The organism is Microbacterium sp. MEJ108Y (assembly GCF_000834175.1).
Taxonomy (GTDB): domain Bacteria; phylum Actinomycetota; class Actinomycetes; order Actinomycetales; family Microbacteriaceae; genus Microbacterium; species Microbacterium forte.
The window spans coordinates 78,248-95,652 of sequence record NZ_JXQX01000010.1; the positions used below are offsets into that span (position 1 = coordinate 78,248).

Below are 17,405 nucleotides of genomic sequence, written 5' to 3' on the forward strand. Positions count from 1 at the left end.
GCATGAGAAAAGCCCCGGAGTTCCGCGTAGTTCTGCGGTTCTCCGGGGCTTTGTGGTCGGGCTGACAGGATTTGAACCTGCGACCCCTTGTTGAGAATGGGCGCTTTCGCAACGAACTGCATCGGCGATCATCCGCTATCAAATGCCCCTCTGACCAGGAGGTTAGCCCCGCCCTTACTGCACATCACAGATCATCCGATTTCAATGGCTATCAAAGCCATGTGGACTACGTGTGGACTGGGGCTACGCCGCAATGCGCGTCCGACGCTCGCGTGCAGCAGCTCGACGCTCCACTCGCTCTCGGACTTGACGCGCCGTAACCGGGTGCGCGGCGATGCCCGCAGCTGACTCTGCCGCGCGCCTGAGCAGCACGAAGTATCGGGTCGGTGTGATCCCGAGCTCGCGCCGGATGTGCTCGGCGCGAGTTGGGGTGTGGTGCGGGTTGGCGGCTTCGAAAGCGAGGATGTCAGCAGGCGTCACGGTTCGAGATTCTTCCGGAGACCGCAGACACTCTCGCTTGCCCTATACATCGTGACGATGTATGATTGAGATACAACAACAGAGAGGAGGTGACATGGATCACCCACTGGAAGCCCTCGGAACGTTCTTCGCAGGACTCGGAACCTTCGGCCTCGGACTCGCCGCCGTCATCGCGGCCCTGAAGCCCAAGCAGACGAAGAAACGAAGACGCAGATGAGGGAAGGGGATCGGAACTAGATCAAGTAGCTCCGATCCCCGCTTTCCAGTATCCATGCTCATCATGAACACCACACTCACCTACACCGCCGCGGCCCTCGCCGCGGCATCCGCCACCTGGTCATTCGCAACCGGCAACTTCTGGCCCGGGTTGCTCGCCGTGCTCGCGGCCGGGATCGTCGTGCTCTCCGGCATCCGGAAGGACGAGGCATGATCCACTATCTGTCGCGCTCCGACTTCGCCGAACGCATCGGCGTGAAGCCAGCGACCCTCGGGCGCTACAAGCTGCCCGAGCCGGATGCGATGGTCGGCTCGGCTCGGGGCTGGCTACCCGAGACGATCGACGCGTGGAACGCGGCACGCCCTGGAAAGGGTGCCGGCGCCGGTCGGAAGCCGTCTGCCTAGTGATGCATGCCGATCGCTGGATGCATCTTTACAGCAGCATGTGATACAAATACCTCATAGCTCCCCACCGTCCTCCGGGCCTGGTGGGGCTTTTTCTACCCTGGGGGAATCAGAGTGGCAACGGCGCACCTCTTCATCGACTATCAGAACCTGCATATCTCGGCACACGAGTGCTTCGAGAGTGAGATGCCGATCCATCACTCGCTCATCCACCCTGGCCGGTTCGCCGATGAGGTGCAGCGAGTCCGCAACGATCTGGTCCACACCCCGGTGACGATCGAGAAGATCCATGTCTACCGCGGCCAGCCGAGCAGTGAGCGCGAGGTGATTCCTGCGGGTCGAAACAAGGCCCAGGCTGCCGAATGGGAGAGGGATCGCCGCGTCACGGTGCACTCGAGGACGCTCCGATACCCGCACGACTGGCCAGATTCGCCGTCTCGCGAGAAGGGTGTCGACGTCATGCTCGCAGTGACGCTGGTGCGCGCTTCGATCGAGAAGTGGGCGGACGTCCTGATCCTGGCCTCTCGCGACACGGACCTTCTTCCGGCCCTCGAAACCGCTCGAGACATCGATCGGTCCATCGTCGAGGTGGCTGGCTGGCGCTCGAAGAGTCGCCTCCAGATTCCCAGAGCGCGAATGTGGGCGACCGGACTGGAACTCGACCACTTCGACCGCTGCAGGGACACCCGGGAGTATTAGGCCCGAGCCGTCAGCGTCGGCACCCCGGAGTATCATCAGGCCCTCGGCCGGAGAACAGGATGACTCACCGTGCCACGACGCCTCTCCCCCGACGTGATGCTCAGCATCACCCTCGACGCCATCTGCTCACGCAACAGGTACACCACCGACCCGGCGCCTGTGATCGCCGACCTCTATGCGACTGCCGGCGACCGGCCAGACATCCTCACCGAGTCGGTCGGCATCTGGGTCGGGTTCTTCGAAGAGGCCCACATCACCACGCTATGCACCGCACTGCGCGAGCTTCCCGGACTCGAGCCGTGGATCGCGATCGGCGCGAGCCGCCGCGCGCAGCCCGACCACCGCACACCGACCGCGCACGCGGGTGCGTCATGGCCCGCGCGAGGCTAATCTGAGTCCATGTCCGAAGCTGAGAGCTACGAGATCGACGAGATCGTCGAGATCGACGACGTCCCAACACCCGTGAGCACCAGCACGCCCTCCGGCTCGACTGCCGAAACGGGCATCGGCGGCGAAGTCAACGGCGACCCATTCGAACGCGAGCGCTGGCTCGTCTACGACGACGCGTTCGACATCCAGGTATTCCAGGCAGACGCAGAGTTCATCGCCACGGTCGACGGCAGATGGTTGCCGGACGCCTACGCAACCCGCGATGAAGCGGTGCTCGCGGCAGAACGCAGCAGAGACGGATCTGACTGACGCCTGCGAGGAACGACGAAAGACCCCCACCCGGCCCGAAGGCTAGGTGGGGGTCTTCTCGTGCGTGTGTGGCTGCTCAGCGGTTCTCGTGAACGGTGAGGATGTTGGGGTCAGCGGCACGCTCGACAGCGGAAGCCGACTCACGGGTGACCAGCGCGTAGGACGCGTTCACGATGACGATTGCGAGGAGCGCGAACACCCACCAGTCGGTGATCGGCTCCTTGGTGATCGCGTAGTAGAACACCATGACGATCGCGCCGAGCACGAGCGCGACGGTGACCGAGACGATCTTCTTCTGCCATGCCTTCTTCACGAATGGCAGGGCGCCATTCAGTGCGGCGATCGCGTAAGGGGCGAAGAAGCCGAGCAGGGTGAGCACGCCGAGAGGCGCGACGGGAATTGCGATGTCCATCAGTTCTCCTTGATAGGGACTGCCCGGCGGCGAACCCACGCGGGCGGAACGGTGTCTTCGATCTCCGCGATGTCCGCGGGGTCGAGGTTGGGGGTGTCGCCACCCGGCCACTGGTCGAACAGGGCTCGGAGGATGCGGGCAACGGCCTGCATCTTTCGGGTGTCGGCGCGGCGCACGTCCTTGAGTTCGTCGCGCAGACCGAGCACCTCGTCCCGGACGCTGGTCATCTCGACGCGCAGATCGCGGTTCTCGTCGACGAGGTCTTGCCAGCCCGGGAACTGCTTCTCGTGACGAGCAGCCTCGGCCGCTGCGTCGGCCGCGACCCGGTCGCGGCGCTTCCCTGCGAGGATGAACCACCCGCTGACGAACGCGACGATCGTGCTGGGGAGGACGTACTGGAAGATCAGCTCAAGCATCCGAACCCCCTCGACGAATGAGGGTCACGAGCCTTGTCGTCGGAAACACCATGAAGCCGAGACAGATCACCGAGTAGGCCAGACGCTCGATGTCGCCGCCGAAGATCAGCACGACCGGCGCGAAGGCGTAAACGGCGAGGAGGGCGACGACGAACATCGCGCCCGCGAACTCGAAGCGCCACCACTTTTTCCTCGTCGAGCCCGCCGTGGCGACGGCGCCGGCGAGCACCATGCCGAGCGCCCAGAACGACGAGTACGACGCCGAGGTGACCTGATCCAGCGTGGGCGCGGTGGCGATCGCGACCGCGACCCCGAGGAGCGTGGTGAAGACGTACTTCGTCACCATCGAACCCCGGGGAATCACGATCGGATCGTCAGCCCACCGACGCAGCCGCTCACGCATCAGCTCGCGAGCTCTGCGATGTACGCGGCCGTCTCAGCCGAGGTCACCTCGACGCGAGCGATGCCTGATCGGCCGGCGTTGGTCGCCGACCACAGCGCACCTGCGGACACGATCCCGGTGAGCGGGTCGAGCACGACGAATGAGCCGTTGCGGATGTCCCAGATGTGCAGGTCGCACGAGAAGCTGCGGAGCACGGAGGGCAGTCGCTGGATCGGGATGTCGGTCCAGCGGTCATCGGCGGTGCAGACGTTCTTCATCCACTCGGGGTCGTCGGCGTCGATCAGGTGCCGAAGGTGCCCGTTGCCGATGATGGCGTGGTGCTTCACACCGTTGCCGTCTGTGATTCGTGCGGCGATCATGTCGTCCTCCTCGTGGACAGTTGCTGTGTTGGCCCCGCCGGTGGATGCCGGGGCGCCGATGGTGCCGAGCGGACCCCAGAAGGTCCAGTGCCAGAGCTCGCGGAAGCCCTCGCCCTCGCGGGTGATGTTGTGGCGTTTCGCGAGCTCCTTCGCGCGGCGTGCGGCCGCGGTGTCCGCGTTATACGGCGCGCGGAGATCGTTCGAGCGGCGCTTCTCGTGGTTGCTGGTGTCCGGGATGCCGACCGCGTCAGGGTGGATCTGATACCAGAGACGGCCCTGCCACCACTTCCGGCCGTAGACCTTCCGGCGACCTGGCGTGAGCGTCATCCGCTCGTACCAGATCCGCAGCTGATCCGCCGGTTCGCGGTCGCCGGACCGGGAAACCATCGGCGGCAGCCCCTCGCGAACCAGGTCGTCAGAGAGCGCGCCGAAAGCCTTGCGGGTGCCGGCCGCGAGGTTGTACGCGCCGTCACTAAATCCGAGCGTCATGAGCGCTCCTTTCCATGAGAAAGCCCCGCACGACGGCAGGGCTGGGGTGGGATGTCGAGAAGCGCGATTAGGTGGCGTGTCGGCTACAGTTGCCCGGGTGCATGGGTACGCGGAACGATTCGACTTCGACAAGCAGACGATCAGTGGTTGGGTATTCGACGCGGAGGCCAACGACAACCGGGACGTTCGCGTGGTCGCAACCGTTGACGGCGAAATCGTCGGGGAATCCGGTCCGACCGGCAGCCGTGGCGATCTGCTGAAGATCACGAGCCAAGACGCCACGTTCTCCCTCCGGTGTTCGCGAGGATTCACCGCTCTCGACGTCGTGTCCGGCCGGCTCTCGGTGAAGGCGCATTGCGATGACAGAGAGACGGCGCTGAGCCTCGGGGCAGACGGTTTCGCCGCCATGAAGAAAGCCGCTGTCGAACAACTGGATGGCGTTGCGACACCCGCCCTTTGGTCTCGAGCCGAGCGTGACGCGGTGAAACTACAGATCGAAGCGGGCAACCTGTCGCCCATGCTCATGCCTGCCGGGCTGCCATCGATGGATGGATCAGCGGTCACCGGACTGCGCGGGCACCTGTTCCTCACCGGTGGGACCAACTCCCTAGTGTCGCTGTACGACGAGCCCGTCGACGATGCGCTCCTGTCGCGAGTTGACCGGTGGATGGATGTTCTCGCCCTGCGAGTAGAGGGATGCGAAGCGCGGGGAGCGCGCTTCGTGCAGACCATCGTCCCCGAGAAGCTGACCGTCCTGCGCGACGATGCTCCCTTCGATATCGCTGGTCCGACCCCCGTGCTCCAAGAGATCGAGAACAGGCTGCGCGACGCCGACTTCTACGTCAGCGGCCTCGCACCCTTCGAGCAGTGGAACAACGTCGATGATCCATTCCTGACGACGGACACGCACTTCTCAGCGGTCGGCGCTCAGAGGATGTTCTCGGCGCTGGCCGCACAGATCGACCCCCAGCTCGTTCCGCTCGTGGATGCCGTTCGGATGTATCAGTTCAGGTATGCGGTTGGCGACCTCACCGGACGCTTCGGGCTGCCGGTCTACTCGCGAATCGTCGAGCCGAGCGACGATGAGCTCGCCGCCTATGCGGGCGGCATCACGATGATCGAGAAGTACCTCCCTGCCGTGGGCGTGAGGGGCCGGCGTTTCGGGTGGACGAACAGCACCGCTCCGAGCCCGCTCAAGGTACTCGTCTTCGGTAACTCGTTCTTTCAGTCCGGTGACTTCGCCGGACAGCTCTCGTGGTGGGGGAAGCACCTCTTCAGCGAGTTCCATTTCCTCTGGGGGCCAAACCTTGACTGGAATCTCGTGGATCAGCTGAAACCCGACGTGGTGGTGGGCCAGACGGTCGAGAGGTTCCTGAACAGGGTCGCCGCGGTCTAGAGCGGAGGGCCCAGTTTCGGGGCCCTCCGCTAAATCAGGCCGCGATGTACCACTCGCGCAGCTGCTGCATCTGCTGCGCTCGCGCGCTATCGCCGTGGACACTGTCGAACATGAGCGCTTCGTGAATGTCGCCGCCGAAGAACAACCCACCGGTCCCCCCAAGGGTGAACAGGTTCAGGTCGCCGCCGAGAGTGACGGCGGCGTTGGTGATCGAATCGCTCTTGTAAGAGAGGGTGACGCTCGTGCCGTTGAACGTCACTGCGAAGACGATCCACTCATCGGCGTTCACATTGGTCGTGCTGAGCACGCCGCTGCTGCCCGAACCGGCGACCCTGAGCTTGTTGCCGTCGATGCCGATGTTCGCCCCGCCGAGGTTCGCGATGATGTGCCGGTTCGCATCGACGGTCGAGAACCTGCCGCACATATACAGCGTGCACGTCGTCATCGTCGGCGGGGACTCGAGGGTCAACAGGTCGTTGATACCATCGAACCTGACCACCCGTCGAGTGACGTGCTGCACGAGCGACGGATAGTTCGCCGAGGTCGTCATGAACAGCCGCCGGTTCGGCCCGCTAGGACCAGACCGCCATTCGCTGATGGGCCCCAGCGAGCTCGCGGGTAGCGACTCGGACACGAACCGGAGGATCAGATCGTTCGTGCCGAGCACCGGCTCGAGGGTGTCGTACGGCAGCGTCAGGTCGAAATCGCTGGGGATGTCGGAGATGATGCCCATGGTCGTTCCTTTCAGAAACGCGCCCAGTCGGTGTGATGACCGACGAGGACTTGACGGGAGCCGGTCGCCGAGAAAGCGCCGGCGGTGGTGTCGGACAGGAACAGTGGTACGCCGACCGCGAGCCCTGAACTGAAGCCGTGCAGCTGCGTGGGCGTATTCAGGAGTCCCGACTTCAGAACGCGACCGGTCTTGCCCGGTGCGATCGGCTCGAGCGCGACGCCCGCGAACACCGTGACCGGGTCTGCCGTGCCGTGGATGCGGATTGCGCGGCCCGTTGCCGGCGAGGTCCGTACGGCCGCGAACCGCGGGATGCCGACCGTGCCGTCGTTGCGGACTGTGACCTCCCGATCCGGGAACGTCGGGTACGTCTCGCCCTGAGAGACCGCATACTCCGCTGCCGTCGCCGCGCTTCCCAGCGCCGCGTTGATGAGGCCGAGGATCGTCGCGTTCGAGTCCGCGGTGTGGTTGCCCGTGAACACGACGTTCACGGGAGCGCCACCATCCACCGTCACGGTGAGCGTCTTACTCACCGTGGTGCAGTCGCCCAGACGCCGCCCGAGAGTGTTCGCGACCTGGGTGGCACCCGCGAGGCCGACGAGGATGCCGGAGATGTCGAACTCTCCCCACGCCTCACCCTTCAGCCCTCCCCCACCCTCACGGGTGAAGACCTGGCCGAAGATCGCCGATGCGGCCGTGCCGGACACCTTGACCGACGACGTCGCTCCAGACGTGTTGGACTCGATCCGCAGCGCCTTTCCCCGGGCGATGGTCTGGAAACCGATCGGGGCGAGACCTTCCACAGTCACCAAGATCTGCGAGTGATTCGCGACCTGGTGATCCAGCGCCGTCGAGATCCAGGGCGAATCGTTCTCCTGAACGAACAGGAAGTCGTTCACCGAGCCCCGGACGGTGACGCGGCTCGTCTGCCCGGACCCGAGTGACTCCACCCGGAGACGCCCGACCGGGTCCGTTGCGACCAGCCGGCAGTTGATGAGCTCGTGGTTCGCGGGCTTGGTCCAGTCCGCGTTGTCGTGGACGTACCAGGCGTCCAGGCGGGATACGAACGTCGTGTTCTCGAACCGCTCCACGCCGCCGGACGATGCCCCGTACCCCCAGGCACGATCTGATCCCCACACCGTGGACGGCGACATTCCCGAGCCGGGGTTTGCCGTGCGCCACTCCCGAGCTCCGTCGTTGCCGAAGTGCTCGATGCGGCAGTTGACGACCTCGTGGAGGTAGTCGCGAGTCACGCCGGATGATTCCGAGTGGACGGGGTAGCGCATGTTCCGCGCCGTGATGACGAGGTTCTCGATGCGCGCGGTGTCCTTGAACCAGACGGTCGACGTGTTCGAGATCTGTGCGTCCGTGGCCGAATCGGGCAGCTCTCCGCGGAGGATCACCGAGCCGAGTACTCCCGCTGCACGGGTGATCGTGTATGGCTTGAACGTCCATTCAGTCTCCGTGTACACGCCCGGGAAGACGATGATCTCGTACCACTTCGAAGCTGACGAATCGTTGATCGCGTTGTGCGCAAGCTGCGGGGACGCGTACTCACCAGGCCCGGGGTTGGGGCGGACGACGAGCGTCACGCTCGGGAGGCGGCCGCCAAAACCCACACGGGCGAGCCACCGGTTGATGATCCATGCGGGCACGGTGCCGTCCGCGAGAATCATGTCTTCACCGATGCGACGATTGCGGCCCACCGACTTCCGCGAGAACTCCGGCGAGCTGACACTGCGCACGACCGACCCGTCAGGGTACTCGAAGCCCTGGAAGCGCAGCCGCCCGTTCTTCGTGATGCTGCCGAGGATCTGCCGCGCGGTGTTGCGGAAGCGGTAGGCCAACGAAGACTGTGCGGTGGGGGCGACCCGAGGGATGGCGGGATCGCTGAACCGGACGAGGCCTTCTTCAGCGATCGCGGCGTCAACAGCCGGACCGGCCGCTGCCGATGCTGCCGCGATGACCGTCGGGTTGTCGGCGATGACGCCGGCCGCGACGTCCTCGAGCAGATCGACCAGGGCTCCGCGGAATTGCGACGCCGGGTTGCTGAGGACGACCGCCATCGACAAGTCAGACGCGACGCGGATGACGCCGCGCTTCACATACTTCGAAGCCATCAGACGACCTTCCCTTCCGAATACACACCGACGCCCTCGGGGTCATCGAGGTCGTAGTAGACGCCGCCCGACGGCAGCCATTCAGGCGGTTCGCCGTACCCGAAGTACAGGGGCACAGCGAACCCGCGATCATCGGTCTCGAACAGCAGCGTGATGTCGCCACCCTCCGGCGGCACTCGCAGCTTTCCCGGGAGATCCGACCACCCATCGAGGTTCCAGTCGCCCTTGATCGGGTGCTTCTGGAACCACTCGAACCGCACCGAGTACCAGCACTCCGGCAGCAACTCAGTGGTGGAGACGAGGCTTTTCGAGAACGTTCCGTCCGCAGCTGGTTCGATGGTCTCTTCGCGGAGCGGGAGCACGAGCCCTGCCCCGACGGCGCTCGACGAAGGAACGAAGCGCACGAGGAGTCGTGCGTCTGCCGGGAACGGCCCGAGACCCCACCTGCTGATGTCTCCTGTTACGACGGCCATGGGCCCCTCCAATCTCTTGACACTGCAAATACAGTGCACATACACTTGCGGTCATGGGGAATACACCGAACCGAACAGTCCGCATCGAAGACGACGTCTGGGAACCGGCCACCAAAGCAGCGAAAGCGAACGGCGAGAACGTCTCCGTTGTCATCCGCCGAGCACTCATCGCCTACATCAAGGAGAACCAGTCATGAAGCGCACGACCCTCGCCGTCCTCGCGGCCGCTCTTCTCATCGCCCTCACCGGGTGCGCCGGCGGTACTGAGGACGCCGAAGACGAGCGCACAGCGCCTGCCGTAAGCGAGTCCGCAGCGCCGCTCGTCGCGGAGATGCCCGAGGAGTCCGCCCAGTCGTCGTCGCCCGACGAGGACTACCTCACGCAGATTCGCTCTGAACTCCCCGAGGACACCGTCATTCCGAACGCAACAGACGAGCAGCTACTCACCGCGGCGCAGGATGCGTGTGCTCAGATCGCAGACGGCACGGACGTGCTCGCGGTGCAAGTGATCGAAGGCGAGCAGGCGAACGGCCTCGGCTACTTCGAGTCGAGCGCGAAGATCGGCGCGATAGCGTCAGAGGTCTACTGCCCTCTTGACTAGGCAGCGCGTCGCAGCGCTCCTGTCGACGTGATCAGTAGCGTTCCCACGGGCAAGCCTGTTCCTGTCTGCGTCGGGATGAGCCCTGGCGTCAGGTTGATCGGAGCATTGAGGAGAAGACGCAGCGCCGCTGCGTTGATGTCGATCCCCAAGGGGCCGGCGATCACCGAGGCGTTTCCCTTGCGGACTGACGCCGTCGTGCCTGCATTCACCACTGCGTCACCGGCCACCATGCGGACGCCGCCGATTGCAGTGTCGGCCTCCACCGATCCCCCGGTGCCGAATGCCATCTTGCCTTCCTGGAGAGTGGCCGGTGACGAGCCGCCTGCCACCGTGATCTTGTTCGTCTCGATGGTGACGTTTCCGGCCGTGATCTTCCCGGTCGCACCGTCGATGACGATCTGGGATGCGCCTGCACCGACGTAGATTTTTCCACCTTCGAGGCGGATGTTGCCCATCGTCAGAGTGCCGGTGCCGCCGTCGAGGATGATGCCGACGGGCCCTTCGCCGACCATGATGCGTCCGCCTCCTACGGGGCTGATCAGCACGCCACCGACCTTGATGACGCCGCCCTGAAGCACTTCCCAGTTCCCAGCGATCGATCCCGCGCCGCTCCACTCGAACGTTCCCACGCCTTCGAGGCGCGCGCCGGAGTCGAGCCTGAGCAGACCGCCGATGAACCGCATCCGGCCGTTCGTGATCGACGAGTTCTCGAGCAGCGCCCCAGACTCGAGCCGGGAGACGCGACGGACGAGCCTTTGGATCCAGCCCCACGCTTCGTTCAGATCACGCAATGCCACTCTGCACCTCCACGGATATCACGTTCGAGAACGACCCCGACGCGGCGATGACCCGCACGGTATGCGTCCCGTCAGGGAACTGTGGGTGGCCCTCGGACTGGAGCTGCCATCCTCGGCCGACGACCGCCTCTGATGGCGGGTGCTCGTCGGATGCGGTGAACGTCGACACCGTCCACTGGACGATTGGGTTGCGCAGATCGGCGAGCGTCGCATTGGTTGCCGACTGCAGCCGCGTCCCTTCGAGGTCGGGGAACTCGCGCTTCGCATCCCGGATGGGGATCAGGTAGGGACCGCCACCGGACCATGCCACCGGCTGATCCTGCCCGGAGCCCGTGCCGATGCCCTGCAGTCCGGTCAGCTGCTCGGCGCCCGACTTCTTGTAGTGCACGCCCGACAGCGGCCGGTCCTCCGCCTGCAGGTGGAAGTACGACGTGCCGACGCTGACCTTGACCGCGACGATCGTCTGAAATCGCAGCTGCCGCGCCGCGGTGAGATAGGGGCGGAGGAACACCTCGACGCCGTCGTCCTCGACCTGCGTCAGGAGATCCTGGATCGTGAGCTTCTTCCAGAACTGCCACGTCTGGGTGAAGGTGCCGGCACCGTCGGCGGGGAGGTCGATCGGGTAGGCCCATTCCGGGGACCACTGCATGAAGCGCGCCAGGATCGCACGCACGGCACCCTGCCGGTTGCGGTTGACCACTGCCAGGGTGCCCGCCTCGTAGTTGCTCACGCCGTACGTCATCCGCCAGGCGGCTTCGTTGCGCAGCTCGACGCCGGTCACCGTGACGGTGCCCTTATCTTCGTCGTAGTCCCAGTCCTCGATCTTCCATGCGCCCATGACGGTCGTGCCCCATTGCAGGGAGAGGAGCGTCGAGTTGGGGGCGAACGTGGCATCAATCTCGGCGCCGTCCATGCCTGTCTCGGCGTCGTTCACGACGAACACGAACGTGCACGTCCCGGTGCCGGTGAGGTTCACTGACCACTGCGCGCCCTCCGCGGCGGGGAACACCTGCTTGCGCTCGTCGCCGGTGATCGCGTCGTGGGTCCACAGCTCGAACACGAGACCTCCTAGACGAACGTGTCGGTGATGTGGATCCGCCCAGCGATCGACAGGGCGTGCGTCCACGACGTGTGCGCCGGCACGGCCCACAGGTCGCCGCGGCCAGCACCTGGCATCTCGACACCGTTGCGATAGACGCGCCCACGGCGAAGGTCGACGACATGCGTTCCCCCGGCGGTGGCACCGGTAACCGTGAAGGTGCCGCCCGGAGATGTGACGCTGTAGGAGGCGGAAGCGTTCGGAATCTCGATCAGCGGATACGCCGGGAAGTTTCCCCGGTGATACACATCGATGCTGGTCGCCGTCGCGGATGGTGACGGCGGGGTGAGCTTGTCGCCCGGGAGCAGCGTCGTCTCGCCGTACTTCCTCGGGTCGGCGAAGACGAACTGCAGCTGGAATGGCGTGTAGATGTGGCGGCCTTTCCATCGGCCCTCGTCGTCAGCGACCGCGAGGATGCGGCGGCCGCTCGCGTGACGGGCGAGACCCCACTGCTTGGCTGAGAAGTCCTCCGCCGCACCGGTGGCTCCGATCCCGGTCACGTCCTCGAGGCGCCGTTGCAGGTTGTGCGGGGTGTCGGCGATCGCCCACCCGTCGATCGTCACCACGCGCGACGGGAGATAGACGGGCACGTCGTGCTCGCCGTGCTGGACCGCGCGAGCGAGCGCTTCGCGTCGACCGGCAGAGAGGCCGCCCCAGCCCTGGAATCCGTCCTTCTGGACGAACAGCCCCCAGGGCCGAGACATGTCCCACGGGCGGCCGAGGATCTCCCGGCCGCCCGTCACGAGCTCGAGCGCCTGCTGCATGGTGCGACCTCCTATGTGCGGGCACGCTTGGCCAGCGACGACAGCCGCTGCCCTGTCGCTTCGACCGCCTCTTCAGGAGGCATGTGCGCGATGTGGTTGTGTTGCTCGATGTGCGTGCCTGCCGTGCCCGGTTCGTCACCTGGCGCACCGGGACGCCGAGCAGCCTCAGATGCTTCGACCGTCGCGGAGGCGGAGGTCATCGCGATCTGTGCCCGTTTCGACGCCGATGAGGCAGCCTCCACGAGCGCGTCGCCGAAGCCGGGGGCTTCGTCCTTCGCGCCTGCGTTGAACTGCTCGAGCGTCGCCGCGCCCGACTCCTTCAGCCGCCGCCATCCGGACCCGGAGAGCGGGCCGCGCTTGGCTGGCGAGTGCGGGAAGAAGTCGGTGATCGTCTCGACGATGTCGCCGACCGCACCCCCGAGGGAGTCGACCATGCTGAAGAAGCCGTCGATGAGGCCCTGGATGATCTGCGCGCCGAGGTCGAGCCAGTCGACATTCGCGAGACCGTCCCAGATCGCCTTCACGATCTGCGGCAGCATCTCGATGATCTTCGGGATCGCTTCGATCAGACCCGTGATCAGCGACACGACGAGCTGGATGCCCGCCTCGATCAGCTGCGGGAGCATCGTCAGCAGCCCTGCGACCAGCTGCAGCACGAGCTCGATCGCCGCGGTGATCAGTTGAGGCAGCGCCTCGATCAGCCCAGTGATGAGCGACAGCAGCAATTGGATGCCGGCCTCGATGATCATCGGCAGGTTCTCGATGATCGCGGTCAACAGACCGGTCACGAGATCCAGCGCCGCCTGCAGCAGCAGAGGCAGCGCTTCGATGATCCCCTGGATCAGCGCCATGAGAAGCTCGATGCCGCCCTGGATGATCTGCGGCAGCGCTCCGACGATCGCCGTGAGCAGCCCGGTGACGAGCGCCAGGGCCGCGTCGATGAGCATCGGCACCGCGGTGATGATGCCCTCGATGAGGGTGGTCACGAGACTGATCGCCCCGTCAACGATCAGCGGCAGATTCGCCACCACGGCGTCGATGAGCCCCGTCACGAGTGCGAGAGCACCCTCGACGAGCAGCGGGGCCGCCTGGACGATCCCGGAGATCAGCGACTCGACGATCGTCCCGGCCGCGGTGAGCAGTTGAGGGATCGCCGACACGATGCCCGTGATGATCCCGGGCACGAGCGCGACGACCTGGTCGACCAGCCCCGGCAGGGCTGCGACGATCTGATCGACGACGCCGGTGATCCCGGACGCCAGGCTCGAGAAGTCCCCGCCTGAGAGCGCGAGACCCGCGAGCCCTGCCGCGACGATCCCGAGAGGACCGCCGAGAGCAGCGAGCGGACCGGTGAGGCCGCCGAGCATCGACCCGACGAGCGGGAGACGCGACAGCACCCCGGCCAGACCACCCGCGCCGAGAGCCGCGAAGGCGGCGCCCAGGGGGGCGATGAGGCCGGTCAGTCCCCCGAGCCCGACGTCGACGAGGGACGCGCCCTCGCCGATCCGGGTGAAGAGGTTCGTCATCCAGTCGAGTGCGGGTCCGAGGACGCGCAAGAGCACGTCGCCGAACGCCTTCGCTCGCTCCTCGATGGGACCGAGCGCCGACGTCGCGGCTGCGATCAGCGGACCGATCTTGCCGTACACACCCTGCAGCGCGTTCGCGCCGATGCGCCCCATCGAGGCCAGGAAGTTCTTCGCCGCGCCCGGAACGGTCGTGCCCATCTCGGCGGCGACCGTGCCCGCGGCGGCCGTAGCCGCCTTCGAGAACGTCTCGAAGTCGACCTTGCCCTCGGAGGCCATCTTGAAGACCTCGCCCGCGGTGACACCCATCTGGTCGGCGAGTGCCTGATAGATCGGGATGCCGCGGTCGGCGAGCTGGCTGATGACGTCGTTCTGGACGCCGTTCGCCTGCGTGGCCGCCTTGTTGAAGATCGACCCCATCTCCTCCATGGAGATGCCGGCCGCGGAGGCGTTGTTCGCGATGCTCTTGAGGTGGCCTTGCAGCGCCTCGCCGGGCTTGATGCCGGCGGCGACAGCGGATACCGCGACGGTCGCCGCTTCGCCGAGACCGAAGGCGGTTCCGCGGACCGACGTCAGAGCGTCGCCCATGATCGTCTTCACGGAGTTGGCGTCGTTCCCGAGGCCGCGGAGCTTGGCCTGCGCGGTGTCGATCGCCGCGAGGCGGCTGAAGCCCTTCGTGAACGCGATACCGATGCCAGCTGCGGCGACGGTGACAGCACCTGTGGCGGCGGACTGGATACCGCTGCCGAGCGCCTGTCCTGCTGCCGATGCCGCGCGACCCGCAGCGCCGACGACGCTCGAGAACGCGGAGGCTGCGGTCGATCCCAGCCGGGACAGCCCGGTGCCGAACGCGGTGACGAGCCGCGATGCGGCGGGGCCGCCGATGCCGGAGAGCTTCGCGAACCCGGCACGCACCTGTGAGGTGAACGGGCTCATCCACGTCGAGACTCGAGAGCCGAGCTTGACGAATGGAGAGGCGAGGATGGTCGCCTGCGCCGACAGGTATCCGGCGAGCGGACCGAACGCGCCGCGCACGGTCGACCCGACGGCGCTCATCGACTTCGAAAGGCCCGAGGCGAGCTTGCCGCCGACCTGCGTCGCGAGGGTCGTGAATGCCGTCGACACCCGCGCGGCGGTGGTCTTCGCGATCGTGCCGAGTCGTGTCAGCCCCGAGAGGTCGGACACGGCGCGGAGGACGCCGCCGATCGATCCGGCGAGGCCGGTGAAGGCAGACTTCGCCGCTTCGGCGTCCTGCCATCCGGCGCGGAGGTTTGCGGCGAGAGCGCCGAGACCCCGGCCGCCGGCAGCGGCTTCCATAGCCAGAGCGGCGGCTGCGGCGCGTGCGCCCTGCGTAGCCGCAGAGACAGCGTCCTGCGCAGCCTTCAGGCGGTTCGTGGCCGCCGACACCGCTTCGGTGGACAGCAGCTGGTTACGGCGCGCAGCAGCGAGACGCTCCTCGGCGGCGACCGCCTGAGACGAGCTCGCGCCAGACTTCTCGATCGCTTCCTGCAGTCGCGTCTCCGCGACCCGGACACGACCGGCCTCGTCCTGCTGCTTCAGCCGTGTCTTCGACAGCGCGGCCGACGCGGACGCGACCTCGCCGTTCAGCTTGCGCATCGCGTCCGCGCCGAGGTCCGCCGCCGACGAGTTCAGAGCGGACTTCAGATCGCGGCCGAGCGCACGCCCGGTCGCAGCACCTGCACGCTTGAACCCGCCCTCGAAGGTCTTCGCCCCGGCTGCTCCCGCCGCCTGGGTCTCCTTCGTCACGCGCGTCTTGAACCCGGTCAACACCGGGAAGATCGAGACGTGACCGGAACCAACCTCAGAGGACATCAGCACCCCCTCGGGTCAGGACGAGAACACGAGGCCTTCGTCGAGAGCGGCTTGCGCCTCAGCGAGCTCGGCGGCGTCCGCCGTGCTCGTCGTGCGCCGCGGGTCTGGGAGCACCCACGGCATGAGCTTCTTCGCCGCCTTCGCGTCACCGATCCCAGCGATCAGTGACAGCAGCTCACGGGTGGACGCGCGGTACGCCCACCCGGCGAGCTTCGCGCCGAGGGCCGTGCCGGTGTCGTCCGACGCTTCTTCGAGGAGGAGCTTCGCTTCTCCCCAGGTGAGGCCGTCGCCCAGGTCAGAGATGCCTACACCGAACGTCTCGCGCAGTGTGCGCGCGACGATCCCACGGTGCTCTCGGATGACCCGGGCGACGGCGATCATTCCGGGAAGGCCGCCTGCTGGACGCGCTGCAGCACGCGAAAGTACTTCTCGGCGAGGATCGCGCCCTCGACCATGTCGCGGCTGGAGAACTCGGAGGCGATCTTCTCGCCACCGACCTTCTTGAGGATGCTCTTGAACTGATCGACCGGCGTGGCGTGTTCCGCCTGCATCTCGTCGACCTCGTCGAGGCTGAGGCTGAGAGGCGCTTCGACGATCGTGCCGTCGGCGAGACGGCCGATGAAGCGCTTCTCGACGATGATGTACTTCACGTCGGGGACGGCGGCGGCGATCGCCTTCTCCTCGGCTTCCTCCGACCAACTGTCGAAGTCGTACTCAAGCACGGGCGCGGTGGTCTTTCTGGGTGTTGCCATGATGGTCTCCTTGTCGGGTCATCGGGTGGTGTCGGGTGGGTGAGGCTGGCCGGGATGACCCGACGACATCCCGGCCAGCGGTTGGTGTCAGCCCGCGTCGGGCGCGGCGCCGGGGACGGCGGGGCCCCAGGACCAGAAGGGCGCGCCGTTGAACAGCTCGTCCTCCTGCCAGGTGAAGGTCACAGCCTGGCCCTCGACTTCACCTCGCGTCTGCTGGTCAGGCTCGACAGCAGTGACGGCGGCGACGCCCTCCTGCCGCTTCTCGAGTCCGCCGCGGTAGCGGGTGACGACGTACAGGATGAACCGGTTGTCGGGCAGCGACGAGGAGACCTCGATCACGCCGTTCGCATCCGGCTCGACGCCCTCGATGAGCGCCTGCACATTCACGTTCTGCTCGGCGAGGTTGATGACCACGGAACGCGTGCCCTCACCAGCGAGCGTGTAGCCCTTCTGGAAGAACTCGATCGCGTCGCCGTTCTCGCGCGACGGGGCCGGGCCGCCGTCGACCTTGTACAGGCCGAGGCGCTTCGCGGCGGTGGGAAGCACGAGCGGGCTCGCGCCGAGCTCGGCCTTCGCGATGACGTTGGCGAGCAGGACCGGTGCGAACGCGGCGACACCGGTGATCGGTACGCCAACAGCTTCGAGGTCGTTGCCCTGGGAATCGGCAGTCATGGGTGTTCTCCTTCACATGAAGAAGGCCCCGCGTGTGTGCGAGGCCCGGTGGGTGGGAACGGTCACG

Annotated in this window: 24 protein-coding genes; 9 read left to right on the plus strand and 15 right to left on the minus strand. The window is 66.2% G+C overall.

What is annotated here, in order from left to right:
• Positions 1–243: 243 nt before the first annotated feature.
• A complete protein-coding gene (locus RU09_RS19070) occupies positions 244–480 on the minus strand; it encodes a DUF3263 domain-containing protein (RefSeq protein ID WP_197065973.1) in 237 nt (78 codons plus the stop codon).
• Positions 481–574: 94 nt separating this feature from the next.
• On the opposite strand from RU09_RS19070, the gene RU09_RS19010 reads away from it, so the two are divergent.
• From RU09_RS19010 to RU09_RS06000, 6 genes are all read left to right on the plus strand, one after another.
• Entirely contained in the window at positions 575–697 is a 123-nt protein-coding gene (locus tag RU09_RS19010; protein ID WP_269430310.1) for a hypothetical protein, read from the plus strand.
• A 63-nt stretch (positions 698–760) separates the two neighbouring features.
• Positions 761–910 (plus strand): hypothetical protein, encoded by a 150-nt coding sequence (locus RU09_RS18460; RefSeq protein ID WP_156145875.1) that lies wholly within the window; start codon positions 761–763, stop codon positions 908–910.
• Complete coding sequence (locus RU09_RS05985; protein ID WP_042538507.1) at positions 907–1,101, plus strand: helix-turn-helix transcriptional regulator; 195 nt, start codon at positions 907–909, stop codon at positions 1,099–1,101. Before RU09_RS18460 ends, RU09_RS05985 begins: the two co-directional genes overlap by 4 nt.
• Before the next feature lie 114 nt (positions 1,102–1,215).
• Entirely contained in the window at positions 1,216–1,800 is a 585-nt protein-coding gene (locus RU09_RS18245) for an NYN domain-containing protein (protein WP_197065975.1), read from the plus strand.
• A gap of 69 nt (positions 1,801–1,869) precedes the next feature.
• A complete protein-coding gene (locus RU09_RS05995) occupies positions 1,870–2,190 on the plus strand; it encodes a hypothetical protein (RefSeq protein ID WP_156145876.1) in 321 nt (106 codons plus the stop codon).
• Between the two features lie 9 nt (positions 2,191–2,199).
• Positions 2,200–2,499: a hypothetical protein gene (locus RU09_RS06000; RefSeq protein WP_042538512.1), complete on the plus strand. Its 300-nt coding sequence runs from the start codon at positions 2,200–2,202 to the stop codon at positions 2,497–2,499.
• Positions 2,500–2,575: 76 nt separating this feature from the next.
• Here the strand turns inward: RU09_RS06000 and RU09_RS06005 are convergent, their stop codons facing one another.
• The 4 genes from RU09_RS06005 to RU09_RS06020 are packed head-to-tail and all read right to left on the minus strand — an operon-like array spanning position 2,576 to position 4,578.
• The gene (locus tag RU09_RS06005) at positions 2,576–2,911 is read right to left on the minus strand and encodes a hypothetical protein (protein ID WP_042538514.1); all 336 of its coding nucleotides are present in this window, start codon (positions 2,909–2,911) and stop codon (positions 2,576–2,578) included.
• Positions 2,911–3,327 (minus strand): hypothetical protein, encoded by a 417-nt coding sequence (locus RU09_RS06010; protein WP_042538516.1) that lies wholly within the window; start codon positions 3,325–3,327, stop codon positions 2,911–2,913. Before RU09_RS06010 ends, RU09_RS06005 begins: the two co-directional genes overlap by 1 nt.
• Positions 3,320–3,691, minus strand: a complete 372-nt coding sequence (locus RU09_RS06015; RefSeq protein WP_156145877.1) for a hypothetical protein — start codon at positions 3,689–3,691, stop codon at positions 3,320–3,322. Before RU09_RS06015 ends, RU09_RS06010 begins: the two co-directional genes overlap by 8 nt.
• A 38-nt stretch (positions 3,692–3,729) precedes the next feature.
• Complete coding sequence (locus tag RU09_RS06020) at positions 3,730–4,578, minus strand: hypothetical protein (RefSeq protein ID WP_042538520.1); 849 nt, start codon at positions 4,576–4,578, stop codon at positions 3,730–3,732.
• On the opposite strand from RU09_RS06020, the gene RU09_RS06030 reads away from it, so the two are divergent.
• Positions 4,532–5,974: an alginate O-acetyltransferase AlgX-related protein gene (locus RU09_RS06030; protein WP_156145878.1), complete on the plus strand. Its 1,443-nt coding sequence runs from the start codon at positions 4,532–4,534 to the stop codon at positions 5,972–5,974. The two genes, RU09_RS06020 and RU09_RS06030, sit on opposite strands and share 47 nt — an antisense overlap.
• Positions 5,975–6,008: 34 nt before the next feature.
• Here the strand turns inward: RU09_RS06030 and RU09_RS06035 are convergent, their stop codons facing one another.
• From RU09_RS06035 to RU09_RS06045, 3 genes are read right to left on the minus strand one after another with little or no spacing between them, the layout of a single operon-like run.
• Positions 6,009–6,707 (minus strand): hypothetical protein, encoded by a 699-nt coding sequence (locus RU09_RS06035; RefSeq protein ID WP_042538526.1) that lies wholly within the window; start codon positions 6,705–6,707, stop codon positions 6,009–6,011.
• 11 nt (positions 6,708–6,718) lie between these two features.
• Positions 6,719–8,824, minus strand: a complete 2,106-nt coding sequence (locus RU09_RS06040) for a hypothetical protein (RefSeq protein ID WP_042538528.1) — start codon at positions 8,822–8,824, stop codon at positions 6,719–6,721.
• Positions 8,824–9,297: a hypothetical protein gene (locus RU09_RS06045; RefSeq protein WP_042538530.1), complete on the minus strand. Its 474-nt coding sequence runs from the start codon at positions 9,295–9,297 to the stop codon at positions 8,824–8,826. Before RU09_RS06045 ends, RU09_RS06040 begins: the two co-directional genes overlap by 1 nt.
• 53 nt (positions 9,298–9,350) lie before the next feature.
• On the opposite strand from RU09_RS06045, the gene RU09_RS18465 reads away from it, so the two are divergent.
• Together RU09_RS18465 and RU09_RS06050 are read left to right on the plus strand one after the other, a co-directional pair.
• Positions 9,351–9,494, plus strand: coding sequence for a hypothetical protein (locus RU09_RS18465; RefSeq protein WP_156145879.1), 144 nt, complete (start codon positions 9,351–9,353; stop codon positions 9,492–9,494).
• Entirely contained in the window at positions 9,491–9,898 is a 408-nt protein-coding gene (locus tag RU09_RS06050) for a DUF732 domain-containing protein (RefSeq protein ID WP_042538532.1), read from the plus strand. The genes RU09_RS18465 and RU09_RS06050 overlap by 4 nt, the downstream gene beginning before the upstream one ends.
• On the opposite strand, the gene RU09_RS06055 is transcribed toward RU09_RS06050, so the two are convergent.
• From RU09_RS06055 to RU09_RS06085, 7 genes are all read right to left on the minus strand, one after another.
• Complete coding sequence (locus tag RU09_RS06055; RefSeq protein WP_042538534.1) at positions 9,895–10,695, minus strand: hypothetical protein; 801 nt, start codon at positions 10,693–10,695, stop codon at positions 9,895–9,897. The two genes, RU09_RS06050 and RU09_RS06055, sit on opposite strands and share 4 nt — an antisense overlap.
• Positions 10,682–11,755 carry a hypothetical protein gene (locus RU09_RS06060; protein WP_042538536.1) on the minus strand — a complete coding sequence of 358 codons (1,074 nt, stop codon included), beginning with the start codon at positions 11,753–11,755 and terminating at the stop codon, positions 10,682–10,684. Before RU09_RS06060 ends, RU09_RS06055 begins: the two co-directional genes overlap by 14 nt.
• 8 nt (positions 11,756–11,763) lie before the next feature.
• On the minus strand, positions 11,764–12,558 hold the full coding sequence (locus tag RU09_RS06065; RefSeq protein WP_042538538.1) for a hypothetical protein: 795 nt from the start codon (positions 12,556–12,558) through the stop codon (positions 11,764–11,766).
• An 11-nt stretch (positions 12,559–12,569) separates the two neighbouring features.
• Positions 12,570–15,914 carry a phage tail protein gene (locus RU09_RS06070; protein ID WP_042538540.1) on the minus strand — a complete coding sequence of 1,115 codons (3,345 nt, stop codon included), beginning with the start codon at positions 15,912–15,914 and terminating at the stop codon, positions 12,570–12,572.
• A 15-nt stretch (positions 15,915–15,929) separates the two neighbouring features.
• On the minus strand, positions 15,930–16,295 hold the full coding sequence (locus RU09_RS06075) for a hypothetical protein (RefSeq protein WP_042538542.1): 366 nt from the start codon (positions 16,293–16,295) through the stop codon (positions 15,930–15,932).
• Positions 16,292–16,666: a hypothetical protein gene (locus RU09_RS06080; protein WP_042538544.1), complete on the minus strand. Its 375-nt coding sequence runs from the start codon at positions 16,664–16,666 to the stop codon at positions 16,292–16,294. The genes RU09_RS06075 and RU09_RS06080 overlap by 4 nt, the downstream gene beginning before the upstream one ends.
• An 87-nt stretch (positions 16,667–16,753) precedes the next feature.
• Complete coding sequence (locus tag RU09_RS06085; protein ID WP_042538609.1) at positions 16,754–17,338, minus strand: hypothetical protein; 585 nt, start codon at positions 17,336–17,338, stop codon at positions 16,754–16,756.
• Positions 17,339–17,405 lie beyond the last annotated feature (67 nt).

Coding starts and splice junctions, on each gene's coding strand:
- RU09_RS19010 (WP_269430310.1), top strand. CDS start 575: ATGGATCACCCACTGGAAGCCCTCGGAACGTTCTTCGCAGGACTCGGA.
- RU09_RS18460 (WP_156145875.1), top strand. CDS start 761: ATGAACACCACACTCACCTACACCGCCGCGGCCCTCGCCGCGGCATCC.
- RU09_RS05985 (WP_042538507.1), top strand. CDS start 907: ATGATCCACTATCTGTCGCGCTCCGACTTCGCCGAACGCATCGGCGTG.
- RU09_RS06000 (WP_042538512.1), top strand. CDS start 2,200: ATGTCCGAAGCTGAGAGCTACGAGATCGACGAGATCGTCGAGATCGAC.
- RU09_RS06005 (WP_042538514.1), bottom strand. CDS start 2,911: ATGGACATCGCAATTCCCGTCGCGCCTCTCGGCGTGCTCACCCTGCTC.
- RU09_RS06010 (WP_042538516.1), bottom strand. CDS start 3,327: ATGCTTGAGCTGATCTTCCAGTACGTCCTCCCCAGCACGATCGTCGCG.
- RU09_RS06020 (WP_042538520.1), bottom strand. CDS start 4,578: ATGACGCTCGGATTTAGTGACGGCGCGTACAACCTCGCGGCCGGCACC.
- RU09_RS06035 (WP_042538526.1), bottom strand. CDS start 6,707: ATGGGCATCATCTCCGACATCCCCAGCGATTTCGACCTGACGCTGCCG.
- RU09_RS06040 (WP_042538528.1), bottom strand. CDS start 8,824: ATGGCTTCGAAGTATGTGAAGCGCGGCGTCATCCGCGTCGCGTCTGAC.
- RU09_RS06045 (WP_042538530.1), bottom strand. CDS start 9,297: ATGGCCGTCGTAACAGGAGACATCAGCAGGTGGGGTCTCGGGCCGTTC.
- RU09_RS18465 (WP_156145879.1), top strand. CDS start 9,351: ATGGGGAATACACCGAACCGAACAGTCCGCATCGAAGACGACGTCTGG.
- RU09_RS06050 (WP_042538532.1), top strand. CDS start 9,491: ATGAAGCGCACGACCCTCGCCGTCCTCGCGGCCGCTCTTCTCATCGCC.
- RU09_RS06065 (WP_042538538.1), bottom strand. CDS start 12,558: ATGCAGCAGGCGCTCGAGCTCGTGACGGGCGGCCGGGAGATCCTCGGC.
- RU09_RS06070 (WP_042538540.1), bottom strand. CDS start 15,914: ATGTCCTCTGAGGTTGGTTCCGGTCACGTCTCGATCTTCCCGGTGTTG.
- RU09_RS06075 (WP_042538542.1), bottom strand. CDS start 16,295: ATGATCGCCGTCGCCCGGGTCATCCGAGAGCACCGTGGGATCGTCGCG.
- RU09_RS06080 (WP_042538544.1), bottom strand. CDS start 16,666: ATGGCAACACCCAGAAAGACCACCGCGCCCGTGCTTGAGTACGACTTC.
- RU09_RS06085 (WP_042538609.1), bottom strand. CDS start 17,338: ATGACTGCCGATTCCCAGGGCAACGACCTCGAAGCTGTTGGCGTACCG.